The organism is Bartonella vaga, assembly GCF_037070895.1.
GTDB lineage: Bacteria > Pseudomonadota > Alphaproteobacteria > Rhizobiales > Rhizobiaceae > Bartonella.
In genome coordinates, this window is the sequence record NZ_JAYMZK010000004.1 from 23,550 (window position 1) to 37,995 (window position 14,446).

General features: G+C 36.4%; 8 protein-coding genes. 1 reads left to right on the plus strand and 7 read right to left on the minus strand.

The window, feature by feature from the left end; genetic code table 11:
- Nucleotides 1-116: 116 nt before the first annotated feature.
- Nucleotides 117-2,582: a penicillin-binding protein 1A gene (locus WCP76_RS03725; protein WP_442894707.1), complete on the minus strand. Its 2,466-nt coding sequence runs from the start codon at nt 2,580-2,582 to the stop codon at nt 117-119.
- A 102-nt stretch (nt 2,583-2,684) separates the two neighbouring features.
- Nucleotides 2,685-3,914 (minus strand): N-acetylmuramoyl-L-alanine amidase, encoded by a 1,230-nt coding sequence (locus WCP76_RS03730; protein WP_336294349.1) that lies wholly within the window; start codon nt 3,912-3,914, stop codon nt 2,685-2,687.
- A 603-nt stretch (nt 3,915-4,517) separates the two neighbouring features.
- On the opposite strand from WCP76_RS03730, the gene WCP76_RS03735 reads away from it, so the two are divergent.
- Entirely contained in the window at nt 4,518-7,133 is a 2,616-nt protein-coding gene (locus tag WCP76_RS03735) for an Rne/Rng family ribonuclease (RefSeq protein ID WP_336294350.1), read from the plus strand.
- A gap of 90 nt (nt 7,134-7,223) precedes the next feature.
- On the opposite strand, the gene WCP76_RS03740 is transcribed toward WCP76_RS03735, so the two are convergent.
- The 5 genes from WCP76_RS03740 to WCP76_RS03760 form a co-directional block, all read right to left on the minus strand.
- On the minus strand, nt 7,224-7,835 hold the full coding sequence (locus WCP76_RS03740) for an invasion associated locus B family protein (protein WP_336294351.1): 612 nt from the start codon (nt 7,833-7,835) through the stop codon (nt 7,224-7,226).
- Between the two features lie 783 nt (nt 7,836-8,618).
- Nucleotides 8,619-12,119: a transcription-repair coupling factor gene (mfd, locus tag WCP76_RS03745; protein ID WP_336294352.1), complete on the minus strand. Its 3,501-nt coding sequence runs from the start codon at nt 12,117-12,119 to the stop codon at nt 8,619-8,621.
- Nucleotides 12,120-12,124: 5 nt separating this feature from the next.
- Complete coding sequence (locus WCP76_RS03750; RefSeq protein WP_336294353.1) at nt 12,125-12,415, minus strand: FAD assembly factor SdhE; 291 nt, start codon at nt 12,413-12,415, stop codon at nt 12,125-12,127.
- A 71-nt stretch (nt 12,416-12,486) separates the two neighbouring features.
- Nucleotides 12,487-13,167 (minus strand): ABC transporter ATP-binding protein, encoded by a 681-nt coding sequence (locus WCP76_RS03755; protein WP_336294354.1) that lies wholly within the window; start codon nt 13,165-13,167, stop codon nt 12,487-12,489.
- Nucleotides 13,168-13,169: 2 nt separating this feature from the next.
- Nucleotides 13,170-14,438: a lipoprotein-releasing ABC transporter permease subunit gene (locus tag WCP76_RS03760; RefSeq protein WP_336294355.1), complete on the minus strand. Its 1,269-nt coding sequence runs from the start codon at nt 14,436-14,438 to the stop codon at nt 13,170-13,172.
- Nucleotides 14,439-14,446 lie beyond the last annotated feature (8 nt).

Genomic DNA, 14,446 nt, shown 5'->3' on the forward strand with positions numbered 1-14,446 from the left:
AGGCTAACGCAATAGTGTGCGAATAGAGCACTATAAACTCATAAACCCCCGTATCATAAAAATGAGCTAACATTCTTCAGGTTAATTTGTTTTATAAAAGAAACCTTATTTGTTAATTAATATAATCCATCAGCCCCACTCTCAAGAGCCTTATTGACTTGTGGAGAAGCCGTTCCTGAAGAAAAACCTTCTTGAAAAGAGTTTGCACCACCAATTACCTTATATATGTCAGCAGGTCCAGTCCCTGGTTTAAATGCTTCTATAATAACATCACGATCTCCTGCCTCAGCAAGCATGCCCGTCCTACGATTAATTGGCATTAAAATCATACCCTTTGGCATTTTAAACGGTACATCTGGCTTCCCTTTCAAAGCAGCATCCATAAACTCACCAAAAATAGGCGCGGCCAACGAACTTCCTGTTCCGCTATACCCTAAAGGTGCTGGTTGATCATAACCGATGAAAATACCAACAACAAGATCAGGAGTAAATCCCATAAACCATACATCTTTAGAGTCATTGGTTGTTCCTGTTTTTGCGGCAACATGTCGATTGAGGAAACGTAAACGTGCAGCTGTACCACGCTGAAAAACTCCTTCCATCATTGATGTAATTTGATAAGCCGTCATAGGATCAAGAACCTGATCCCGCTCATCAATTAATGTGGGCTCCATTTGATTATCCCATGACTGAGCATTACAGTTTTCGCAGACACGATCGTCGTGACGGTAAATTGTTGTCCCGTAACGATCTTGAACTCTATCTATCAAAGAAGGGTTAATAGAGCGCCCTCCATTGGCAATAACTGAATAAGCTGTAACCATTCGTAAAACTGTTGTTTCTGCAGCTCCTAAGGCCATGGGGAGATATGGTTGCAATTTATCCACAATACCAAAACGCTCTGCATATTCAGCTACAAGAGGCATTCCCATATCATAGGCGAGCCGTATTGTCATAAGATTACGGGAATACTCAATACCATAACGCAATGTTGAAGGCCCTGCAAATGTACCACCATAATTTTTAGGTTGCCAAATCTCACCATTAGTTTGACGAATTTCTATGGGACCATCTAAAATAACTGATGCTGGTGTATACCCATTATCAAGTGCCGCTGCATACACAAAAGGCTTAAAAGCAGAGCCAGGTTGGCGATAAGCTTGCGTTGCACGATTAAATTCAGACGACGCAAAAGAAAACCCTCCCATCATCGCAAGAACGCGCCCTGTATGAGGTTCCATAGCAACAAGTGCACCTTCAACTTTCGGGATTTGTTGTAAACGGTAAGTGCGATCTGTAGCTGATACTTTTTCAACGAAAATGACATCTCCAACTCGCAGCAGATGAGTTAAGTTTGGAACAACTCTTCGATACCCATTCTTGTCCACAACATTTAATGCCCACTTTGAATCGTCTTCAGACAAAATAGCAGTTTCCCGTTTTTTTGATAATAAACCTGAAGATTCGCGCTTGGGTTGTAAACCAATTTCCACTTTATTAGCATTAGCGGAAAGTACAACAGCTAAACGCCATTCAGGAACATCACTTAACCCTGTAATTTTTGCAAGTTCTCTGCCCCAATCATCTTTATTATCAATATGTTCATAAACTCCACGCCACCCCTGTGAATGATCAAATCTAATTAAGCCATTGCGTAAAGCACGCTGAGCAAAAAGTTGCAAATGCGGATCAAGCGTTGTACGAACTGAAAGCCCACCTTCGTAAAGTGTTTTTGCTCCATAACGCTTCATTAAACGGCGACGCACCTCTTCAGTAAAATAGTCAGCAGCAAAAACATAGCTTTCGCTACCACGTATCATCGCCCCTAAAGGCTTTGCTTTAGCTTTTTCAGCTTCTTCATGCGTTACATACCCATTTGTAACCATCCGATCTATAACCCAATTGCGCCTATTAATAGCACGTTGCGTATTTTTAAAAGGATCATAATTCGCCGGCCCTTTTGGAAGAGAAGCCAAATAGGCACATTGTTCTAAAGTAAGATCATTAACGGATTTATTGAAATAAGTTAAAGCAGCTGCCGCGATACCATAAGTACCACGCCCAAGATAAATTTCGTTGAGATAAAGTTCAAGAATATGATCCTTTGAATAGGTTCTCTCAATACGCATCGCTAGAATAGCTTCTTTTAATTTACGTTTTAATGTTGCCTCTGAGTTTAAAAGAAAGTTTTTAGCAACTTGTTGTGTAATTGTTGACGCACCCTCTAGACGTTTTCCAGAACCAATATTACTGATATTATTGATTAAAGCTCTAGAAAGCCCTACGGGATCTAAACCAAAATGATGATAAAAATTTTTATCTTCGGCAGAAATGAAAGCTTCTTTTAGAATCTTTGGTATTGATTGAATTGGTAAATAAAGGCGATTTTTTGTTGCAAACTCTGCCATAAGACTACCATCAGCAGCATGAACGCGAGTCATCACAGGTGGTTCATAGAGCGAAAGAACTTCATAATCAGGAAGTGCACTCATCTGCTCCTTTGCTATCACGCCTTGGGTCATAGTTCCCAAAAAATAAATCATAAAAATAGAACAAAGAAGATATCTAAAAAAAATTATCATAAAAACGGCTATCGCTTTCTTTAGAACTGATCAAAGAGAAATTATTTCTACTCTTTACGATTACATCAAAGGCTCATATTGGTACTCTATTTTTGCATAAATTTAAAGAGGTGGAATAATTTTATGCCTATATTCAGAAAATTGACGAATAGAATAAGCAATAGAGGCAGCCATTTGTTTTCTCCACTGAGGATTATTTAATAATTTTTCATCTTCTTTATTTGATAAATAGCCTATCTCTATTAAAACAGAGGGTATATCTGCAGCCCTTAAAACTTGAAAATTTGCATATCTATGAGGGTTATTTATCAAATTGATATTATTCTTTGACAAATTTAAAACAACACGATTAGCAAAATTCACAGAAAATGCATGCGTTTCACGTCGTGTAAGATCGAACAAAATATCTATAACTTCAAGAGATTCTTCTGCTGGCAAACCATCTAATAAATCAACTTTATTTTCATTTTCAGCTAAAGATTTTGCAATTGCATCAGATGCCTTGTCTGATATGGTATACACTGTAGCACCACGAAGAGAATGTATATTAATAGTATCTGCGTGAATTGATATAAAAAGGTCAGCACCAAACTCTTGCGCTTTTCTAACCCTTTCACTTAACCTTAAAAAAACATTAGAGTCGCGTGTTAAAGCAACAGTAATATGAGAATCTTTTTTTAATTCATCCCTTAAGACACGTGCAAAGGCTAGTGTGACGTCTTTTTCTAAAATTCCAGTAATACCTCGCGCACCACCATCAATTCCACCATGACCAGGATCGAGAACAACACGAAAATTACGTTCGGGAACTGATTGTGTTTCTGTATTAAGAGTGCCTTTTTGTTGTTTTTCAAATAATTCATGAAATTTCTCTTGCGTATTTTCACTAATATCAACCAGCAGCTGCCATAAACCGTTATCCAATTTTTGCACTACACTTTTTTTAACAACAAAAGCAATTTTACTCGTCAAAACAATACGTGAAGTCCTTATATCAGAAAAACTGTAACGCACATCAGATAACATTCTTGATAAGGTATTTTGTTTCTTTAAGGATGTATTTTGCACTGAAAAATTAACTGTAAGTAAATTAATGATCAAACGCGCAGGTTTTTCCAAAATCTGTAAACGAACATTTGGTTTAGCATCAAAAACTGCGATAATACGCGTGTGTGCACTATCACCGATAGTTCGTAAATCGACAAGTTTCAAGGAATCTTGAGCTCGAACATTTGTTTGTAACATTAAAAAAAATAATAAAGAGCATATGATGGATAAAAAAATATCCCTATAGATAACTTTCAGATTTTTGGTAAAAAATACTCTTATCATAAGCGAAATACTCTGTATTCTACATTAGCAATTACTGATCTAAATCAGTATAAAAGAAATGCATAAAATTTACTCCATATGTTTTAATAAATATCGAATTTTGCAACTTTAGACATCTCAAAAACTAAATTACAGCTATAAAGAAATTATAATGTTGTGTATTTATATTGTTACTTGCCAAAAACATGATATCAACATAAAAGAACACTTGCGCCTCCTAGCCAATAGTGATCATCTAAATTATCTTTAGTCCGTATTAATTTGTCTTTAAAAAATTTATTACATGTTACATATTTAAGCTTTTTATGGATGAAAATTCTTTATGTCACAAAGCTAGGATTACGTTATTTAAGATTCGCTGGTTCAGATATCTGAACTAATTTTAGAGATTATTTCGCCGGAGACTTACAAAAATTATGAGTCATACAAAACAGATGGAGATGATGATTAAAAATAGTGTAAGTGCAATCATGCATCTGCACGTAGTGTCTCGTCCTGTTTTTCTGGTATCTCCCTTTTATGGCAGACAGGCCTTTATATTTTCGAATACCCATACCATTCGTTTGAATAAAGCTGCGCATGTCGCCTTCAGGATTTTAACTTATGTCAAACAAAATGCTTATAGATGCCTCCCATCCGGAGGAAACACGTGTTGTTGTTGTTCATGGCAACAAAATTGAAGAACTTGATTTTGAATCAGAACATAAAAAGCAGCTTAAAGGAAATATTTATCTGGCACGTATTACGCGTGTAGAGCCGTCTTTACAAGCAGCTTTTGTCGAATATGGTGGTAACCGCCATGGTTTTTTGACTTTTTCTGAAATTCATCCCGACTATTATCAAATTCCTATTGCTGATCGTCTTGCTCTTCTCGAAGAAGAGGAAAAAGCTGCTGTAAGAGAAAATTATACAGATACTCTTACTGAAGAAACAAACAAAAATAAAAAACGCTCTAAAAAAACAAAAAAAGATGAACATAATAGTATTATGGCAGCGTATGTTGAAAATGACACCACATTTGAAACAATAACAGTTGATGATACAGAAGAAATATTTGATGCAAATACTTCTCATGATGATATAGAAATGGTTGGTGTAGAAGACATACGTGAAGAACTTCCTGCCTATCAGAGAAAACAAGGACGGCAGTATAAAATTCAAGAAGTAATTAAACGACGTCAAATTTTGTTAGTACAGGTTATCAAAGAAGAACGTGGCAATAAAGGTGCTGCTCTCACAACTTATTTATCGCTAGCAGGACGTTATTCTGTTTTAATGCCCAACACAGCACGCGGTGGTGGTATTTCACGAAAAATCACGAATATACAAGATCGTAAGCGTCTTAGAGAAATTGTAAAAGAATTGGCCATTCCAAAAGGTATGGGAATTATCTTACGAACTGCTGGAGCAAATAGAACAAAAGCCGAAATTAAACGTGACTATGAATATCTCACACGACTATGGGATACTATTCGCGCTTTAACACTTAAATCTACAGCACCATGTCTTGTCCATGAAGAAAGCAATCTTATTAAGCGCTCTATACGAGATCTTTACAATAAAAACATCAATGAAATTCTTGTTTCTGGTGAACAAGGATATCGCGAAGCAAAAGATTTCATGCGCATGCTCATGCCAAGCCATGCAAAAGTAGTGCAACCTTATCGCGATCCGATTTCTCTTTTTGCGCGTAATAATATTGAAATCCAACTTGATAAAATGTTGCATCCACAAGTCTCTTTAAAATCTGGTGGTTATCTTGTCATTAATCAAACAGAAGCGCTTGTTGCTATTGATGTAAACTCTGGCCGTTCTACAAAAGAGTTTTCTGTTGAAAAAACAGCATTACAAACTAATCTTGAAGCTGCAGAAGAAATAACACGTCAATTACGCTTACGTGATCTTGCTGGTTTAATTGTAATTGACTTCATTGACATGCTTGAAGAACGTAATGTGAGACTTGTCGAAAAAAAGCTGAAAGATTGTTTAAAAAATGATCGTGCTCGTATTCAAGTGGGACATATATCACATTTTGGCCTTCTTGAAATGAGCCGTCAACGTATCCGCGTATCGGTTTTAGAAAGCACAACAAAACCTTGCCCTCATTGCGCTGGAACAGGAAATGTACGCTCTGAATCATCAATTGCTTTACACGTTATGCGTTCAATCGAAGAATATCTTCTTCATAATCCGCAACATAATATTACTGTGCGCACGCCCGTAGCAACAGCGCTTTACGTGTTAAACCACAAACGTAATATTCTTGTTAATCTAGAAGCGCGCTTTAAACTTAATATTAGTATCGAGGCAGATGATAGCATTGGAACGCAACATCTCATCATTTCTAAGGGTACAATGGTGGAAGCAGTTTCTCAACCTACATTGGTCTTTGAAGATGATAATAAAGAAGAAATTGAGGATGCTGTTTTAGTAGACAATAAATCCATCGAAGATGAAAAAACTGTAGAAACAAAGCAGAAACGACAACGAAAAAACCATCAGGGTGAGATTAATGATAATTCTCTCTCTACAGCTCATGTAAAAGACGATACATTAAACGATAATTCCCATCGCCGAATCCGTCGCCGAGGACGCCGTGGCGGTCGCCGTAATCAAGATAATTTTTATCAACTTCGTATTCCTCACGCAGAACCAGTAGGAGCCATTGCTGAGAAACCTTCAGAACAAACCAAAACAGCGCGTAACAAACGCCGTATATTAGCTTCCAAACCGGTTCAATTGGAAAAAGCAAAAAGCGATACACAATACCTCAATATGCAAAAAGATGAAGTTGCAAAAGTGAATGCGATTACTAAACCTAAAAAGCGTAAAACACGTTCTTCAAAAGAAGTAAAATATCCGCATACCCTTGACAATGATCCGAATATAGCAACAGCAGAATCTACGGAAAAAAAATCTACAGCTGAATCGGTGCATAAAATTAAAACAAAAAAAATGAATCAATCTTCTCATAAGGTTGAAGAAAAAACTTCTAAAAATCATAAAAAATCAACACGAAAAAAATTACTCTCTCAAGAATCAATATCCGAAACAGAAACATTAGAACACAAAACTGTAACGGAAGAAGCTATCGAATCAGTTCCTTCCAAAGTTGAAGAGAAAACTAATCCTCCCGTTATTGTATCATCAAAACCTGATGATGCTCCAAAAACGGGGCGCATTGGTTGGTGGAAACGCAGAACTCTTTCAAAAAGTTAATTACGAGAAAACCGCCGCAAAATATTTGTGGCGGTTTCAATAAACAACAAGGAATAAGCTTCAACAAATGCTCTTCTTATGTCGCATATATTACTTTTGTTTTGCTTTTTCTTGCTCAGCCCGCATACGATCTTCTATCTCTTTTTGCTTAGATTGAATAGCTTGCTGCAATTTTATTTGTTCTTGTTGAAAGTCTTTTTCCTCCATACCGGGACCTGTATATGCAGCTGTGAATCCATTCAAAGAAAATTCAATAGGATTAGCTGAACCGCGAAAATTAATTGTGGTTACAACCATTTTCGAACCACTTTTCATAGCAGCAATGAGTTTATCATCCAAAACATCATTGGCAATACAGCTAGGCCCATTACAAATAATGTAAGGAACTTTTTTAGAAAAATTTTCTCCTATCTGAATATGAACGCCCTCTGGCAAAAAACGACCTGTAGGCACTTGAATACCTATACGTCGTTCATTTTGTTTTCCTTTTATTTCCACCAGATTAAAAGCTGTTAAAGGTTGTCCAGTATTTGATAAAATAGTGTTCATTGTATTACAGACATCAACATCATGCTGCTTACTGCAAACCTTATACCAACCTTGAGATAAACTTTCTGCATCCGCAGAGGTATGGATTGCAAAAAAGAGAGCAATGGCTCCGGATAATATTGAAAAAATAGAATAGACATTTTTATGCGACATGGTTAAATTAATCCTTTCAACACGCTTTTTCAATAATCCAAAAATAGGAATATTAAATACAATTTCAATCAAGTGTATTAAATTAAACCAATGAAATAAACATCTTCTTTTATACTTCTTAGTGCAATATAAAGAAAAAAGCTAAATTTGCAAAAAAAGTTGCAAATAGTCTCTTAAACTATTATGCATACACACACAGAATAGTCCTTATTCCATTATTGTTCTTTTACTAAATTTATCCATAATACCTTAGTGCAGCGATATAAAGTAAAGCTTTATAAGAGAAGCAACATTGGTATTGTAATTAAAACAAACTATTAATATTACGCTGCATTTCATATTACTTTAGATTTATAATTCTTCTTGTAATCCACATTTTTAAAATAGAAGTTTCAATTTTTCTGGAACAGCTGAGTTTGCTATAGATACGATGATAACAGCAATAATCGAAACTCAATTATTAGATGTATTACTTCATAAAAGCTGTTCGAGCTTTAAATAAGATTCTTCTGGTAGCTACTATGTACCTGTTTTATAACTAACCTGAACAACAGGTGGTTCGTTTGTTACACAATCAGACACTCCACTTATACATCACTCTATGGGTATCACTTTCCAGCTTTGTAGCGTGAATGGATCATAAATCTAGAATAGACTCTCGGTTAAAGTTTTTTTAGCTGATTTACAAAAAAATTTGTCTTTGCAAACTTAAAACTTATTCTTAATGCAAACACAAGAATAGGTGTTTTCATATAATAATTTTTAAAAATAATATAAAAAAATCTAAACAGAATGTTTCTCTGCCATTTCTACAAGCTGTGCCATAATAGTAGCCGCTCCAACAAGCCTTTTATCCACTGTTGCCCAATCACGAATAAGAGCGATACTTTGATTAGGACGAATTTTTGCCATGACACCCTGTTTTCCAACCCATTGAACAAGAGCAACACTATTTGCAAAATAATTATTGCGAAATTGTATAACGACACCCTTTGGCCCAGTATCTAACTTTTCTACATGTGCTTTTCGACATAATGTTTTTATATGAAAAACTTTGAGAAGATGTTGAACTTCAAGAGGTAAAGGACCAAACCGATCAACCAACTCAGCAGCAAATTCATCAATTTGTTCTAAATCATTAAGTTCTGTTAAACGACGGTAAAGCCCCATACGTAATGACAGATCAGGCACAAAACTTTCTGGTATCATCACCGTCGTACCAAGTGAAATTTGAGGTGACCACTGTTTATCCTCACTTTTTTTGCCATCTTTTAACTCAGCAATAGCTTCTTCAAGCAATTTTTGATAAAGTTCAAATCCGACTTCTTTTATATGTCCTGATTGCTCTTCACCTAAAAAGTTTCCTGAACCGCGAATATCCATATCATGACTTGCTAATTGAAAACCGGCACCTAATGTATCAAGAGACTGCAAAACTTTAAGACGACGATCAGCCGCAGAAGTTAAGATTTTACCAGAAGGAAATGTAAAGAGGGTATAAGCACGTTGCTTTGAGCGCCCTACCCGACCGCGCAACTGGTAGAGAGCAGAAAGACCAAACATTTCAGCATGATGTACAATTAATGTATTAGCTGTTGGAATATCAAGACCTGATTCAATAATAGTTGTTGATAGTAAAACATCATATTGCCCATCATAAAATGCATTCATAATATCATCAAGCTGTCCAGCTGGCATTTGCCCATGAGCTACAACAAATTTAAGTTCCGGAACATGCGTTTTGAGATATTCTTCCACAAAAATAAGATCAGAAATACGAGGACAAACATAAAAACTTTGCCCACCACGGTAATATTCTCGAAGCAATGTTTCTCGTATAACAAGCGAATCAAACGGTGAAACAAAAGTACGTACCGCCATTCTATCCAGAGGCGGAGTCGTTATCAGAGAAAGTTCACGTACTCCTGATAAAGCAAGTCCTAAAGTTCGTGGTATGGGAGTAGCTGAAAGTGTGAGAACGTGAATATCACTTTTAAGCTCTTTTAAACGCTCTTTGTGTTTTACACCAAAATGCTGTTCCTCATCAATGATAAGGAGTCCTAATCGTGAAAAATGAACTGTATCGCTTAATAAAGCATGCGTTCCAATGACAATATCAATCGTGCCATTTGAAATACCCTTTTTAACTTGAGCCAATTCTTTAGCTTTTACAAGCCTAGAAGCATGTGCAATTTTAACGGGTAATCCTTGAAAACGCGGCATAAAAGTTTTATAATGCTGCCGTGAGAGTAAAGTCGTCGGCACAACAACAGCGACTTGATATCCATTTAGTGCTGCGACAAAAGCGCTTCGAATAGCAACTTCTGTTTTTCCAAAACCAACGTCACCACATATTAAGCGATCCATTGGTTTTCCTGATGCTAAGTCGTCTAAAACAGCATCAATCGCCCTCATTTGATCTTCCGTCTCTTCATAAGGAAAACATGCAACAAATTCATCAAATAATCCAATTGGTGGAATCAGAGCAGGTGCAGAGCGCGTAGCACGCTCTGCCGCTATACGGGTCAACTGGCCAGCCATTTCCAGTAAATGTTTTTTAAGCCGTGCTTTACGTGCTTGCCAGGCAACACCACCTAACTTATCTAAAACTACATCTGTTCGTTCCGCCCCATAACGAGAAAGAAGCTCAATATTTTCAATAGGTAGAAAGAGCCGATCGTCTCCAGCATACTTAATTTCAAGACAATCTCGTAAAATTCCAGTTGTCTGAATTGTTTTAAGACCAACAAATTGTCCAATACCATGATCGATATGTACAACGATATCGCCAGAATTTAAAGCTGCAACCTCAGAAATAAAATTTGCATTATGATTACGCCGTTTTGATGATCTTATTAATCGATCGCCGAAAATATCTTGCTCTGTTATGATAGCAAAATCTTCAATCTCAAAACCATGCTCTATCATTATAACAGCTGCTGATATATGATCACGCGGTGTTGCTCTGACACTTTGTAATGATTTTGCAATATTTATTTTTTTTAGCCCGTGCTCATCAAGAACCTGCACCAAACGATTGAGAGATCCTTCACTCCAACAAGCTAAAAGTACCTTTTTTCCAGCAGCATGTAGTGAAGCAATATGATGAATGACACTTGAAAAAACATTTTTTTCTTGCGCATTACGCTCTTTTACAAAATCATATCCCGTTTTAACGTTCGCGTGAACAATGGTTTGTCCAAAAGTTTCAGGAACATTAAAAGGCGTCAAATCAATATGTTTTTCAGATTGTTGTGCAATCTCTAAAACATGTTTCGGTGTTAAATAAAGAAGGTTTGGCTCTATTGGATAATAAGAAGTAGAACTTTCTTTATCATTTTCACGCTCTTTGCGAGCATCATAATAATCTTCAATAAGGCGATAGCGCTCAGTGAGCATTTCTTCTACAAGATGCTCAAAAACAATGGATAAATTACCGCAATGATCAAAAAAAGTATCAAGTTTCTCATAAAAAAATGGTAGCCAATGTTCCATACCAGCAAAACGCCGCCCTTGAGAAAGGGCTTCATAAAGCATATCATTTTTTCGTGACACACCAAATGTACGGATATAATTGCTTTTAAACCGACTAATAAGCTCAGGCGTAAGAACAACTTCACTCATCGAATGTAAAAAAAATTCAGTTCTTTTATTTGTTGTTCTTTGTGTTTCTGAATCAAATACTCGAATAGTTTCTAGGGTATCTCCAAAAAAATCAAGTCGCAAGGGTTTCTCATCAACGGGAGAAAAAATATCAAGAATTCCTCCTCTTACTGCAAATTCACCAACATCACGAACAACCGCAACACGATCAAAACCATTAGATTCTAAAAATTGAATTAAGTGCTCCATGCTAATACGCTGGCCAACACATGCATGAATCACTTGAGTTTCAATCATTTCGTGAGGGGGCAGTTTTTGCATAATTGCATTTACTGTTGTTAATATAATTGCAGCGCGTGGATTCTTACGTAAATTTGCTATATGCGCCAAAGCTGATAATCGACGTGCCATAACAGAAAAGCCAGGTGATACACGATCATAGGGTAAACAATCCCATGCAGGAAATTGAATTACAGGCAAGCTTGGCTCTATAAAATTTAAAACTTGCTGTAAATGAGAAATTTTTGTTCCATCATGGACAACATAAATCAGTGGTTTATCTCGCGCAATTTCGAAACTCAATTTAGCAAGCGTAAAGGCTTCAAATCCATCAATAACTCCGTCAAAGATCATGTAAGCAGAAGTGTTTTGTGGAATAACAATTTTTTTTAATATAGGCATCAGGATTAATTTAAGTTTATGGAAATATGATAGTTTATGATGTCACGAAAAAGTGGACTATCAACTTCAGCAGGTGGCGAGACTTCCCCTGTAACCCACGTCAATAAATCACGATCATCAAAAGACATAATATACTCAAATTCAGAAAGCATTTTATCACTCATCCCAGAAATATGGGCATCCACGTAGTGTCCAAAAATTAAATCCATTTCACGAATACCGCGATGCCATGCACGAAAAACTAACCGGCGACGACGCACACCTAACTGATTTTTGTCAACGACAAAAACTGTCATAAAAGCCTCCTTAATAGGTAAGAATGATGTAGATAGTATCTTTAATTCGTAGAATAAATTTTACCCCTTACCTATGGAAGTTCAACAATCTTTTTTTCTTTAAGCGTAATTCGACGATGCATTTGTTTAGCCAAAGCGTAATTATGTGTCGCAACAAGAGCAGAAAGGCCAGCTTGACGAACAAGCGCAGATAACGCCTGAAATACATAAGCTGAAGTTACAGGATCAAGATTTCCCGTAGGCTCATCTGCCAAAAGAATCGAGGGACCATTGGCAACTGCACGAGCAATAGCAACACGTTGCTGCTCGCCACCAGATAATTCTGATGGACGATGCTTGGCACGATGAGAAACACGCAGGTATGTCAGCAATTTAAGTGCGCGATCTTCCGCTATAGATTTTTTAAATCCTGCTATCATTTGCGGTATCATAACATTTTCTAAAGCCGTAAACTCTGGAAGCAAATGATGAAATTGATAAACAAAACCGATATCATTTCTTCTGATAGTGGTTCGCTCATTATCAGAACGCTTTGCACAAGAAATGCCCCGTAACATCACATCACCCGCAGTTGGTTTTTCCAATAGCCCAGCAATGTGAAGAAGTGTTGATTTTCCGGCACCAGATGGTGCTATAAGTGCTACAAGTTCTCCACGATTAAGGACAAAATTTGCTTTATCTAAAATAATGAGAGGTTTATTATTCTCCCCAAAATGGCGCTCTATCTCTACAAGCTCTAAAACAGCCGTCATTATTATTCATACCTCAAAGCTTGTACAGGATCCAATTTAGCAGCGCGCCATGCTGGAATGAGTGCAGCGAAGAATGATAAAGATAAAGCCATTATAATAACTAAAACTGTTTGTCTCCACTCAATTTGCGCAGGTAATTTTGTTAAAAAATAAAATTGAGGATTAAAAACATCAACATTAAATAACCAAGATACAAAATCCTGAATATAATCGATATTCGCAATTACTATCACACCAAAAATTAAGCCCAATATTGTCCCAATAAATCCAATCATCATACCAGTAACTATAAATATACACATAATAGCACTCTGTTGCGCACCCATCGTGCGTAAAATTGCAATATCATGGCTTTTATCTTTTACAAGCATGATTAGTCCTGAAATAATATTCAAAGCAGCAACCAGAATAATAAGAGAAAGAATAAAAAACATGACATTTTGTTCAATCTGTAAAGCTGAAAAAAAAGCCTGATTACGCTCACGCCAATCAATCAAATAAACTTTTTGATCAACCGCTTTCTCTACAATTGGTTTTATTTGATCAACAGCATCAGGATTATTTAAAAATAGTTCTAAAGACTGAACCTTGTCTTCCAAGTTAAAAAATATTTGTGCTTCATGAAGAGGCATAAAAACGAATATTGAATCATATTCAGACATACCAACTTCGAAAATAGCTATCACTTTATAAGCCTTAACACGTGGAGTAACTCCAAAAGGAGTCATATCACCATCTGGAGTAATGATACGCAGATTACTTCCAACACTAAGCCCCAATTTTGTTGCTAAACCACTTCCAATTGCAACACCTTCTTCTTTATCAAATTGAGCAAGCGAGCCTAACTTAATATTTTGGGATACCGTTTTAAGCTTCTCTAAATCCTGTTTGCGCATACCACGAACTAACACACCAGATCCTACGTCGAATTCACCTTGAACAAGTGCTTGACCTTCAATAACAGGCAAAGAAAATTTTATACCATTCACAGATTCTAAAGAAGAAATAAGAGTACTGTAATCAGAAAATTTAGAATCAACGGACTGAACAATAAGGTGCCCATTCATACCAAGAATACGATTGAGAAGCTCTGTACGAAAACCATTCATCACCGCCATAACAACAACGAGTGCAAATACCCCTAACATAATTCCAACAAGAGAAATAATTGAAATAACAGACGCAACAACGTGTTTTTTATTGGGAATCATATAACGAAAAGCGATCATCCATTCATAAGATGAAAACCATTTACTGTACAACTTCTGCATAACATTGC

Bases quoted from the DNA above. Each gene is read 5' to 3' on its own strand.
- WCP76_RS03725 (WP_442894707.1), bottom strand. From the start codon at position 2,582: ATGATAATTTTTTTTAGATATCTTCTTTGTTCTATTTTTATGATTTAT.
- WCP76_RS03730 (WP_336294349.1), bottom strand. From the start codon at position 3,914: ATGATAAGAGTATTTTTTACCAAAAATCTGAAAGTTATCTATAGGGAT.
- WCP76_RS03735 (WP_336294350.1), top strand. From the start codon at position 4,518: ATGTCAAACAAAATGCTTATAGATGCCTCCCATCCGGAGGAAACACGT.
- WCP76_RS03740 (WP_336294351.1), bottom strand. From the start codon at position 7,835: ATGTCGCATAAAAATGTCTATTCTATTTTTTCAATATTATCCGGAGCC.
- mfd (WP_336294352.1), bottom strand. From the start codon at position 12,119: ATGCCTATATTAAAAAAAATTGTTATTCCACAAAACACTTCTGCTTAC.
- WCP76_RS03750 (WP_336294353.1), bottom strand. From the start codon at position 12,415: ATGACAGTTTTTGTCGTTGACAAAAATCAGTTAGGTGTGCGTCGTCGC.
- WCP76_RS03755 (WP_336294354.1), bottom strand. From the start codon at position 13,167: ATGACGGCTGTTTTAGAGCTTGTAGAGATAGAGCGCCATTTTGGGGAG.
- WCP76_RS03760 (WP_336294355.1), bottom strand. From the start codon at position 14,438: ATGCAGAAGTTGTACAGTAAATGGTTTTCATCTTATGAATGGATGATC.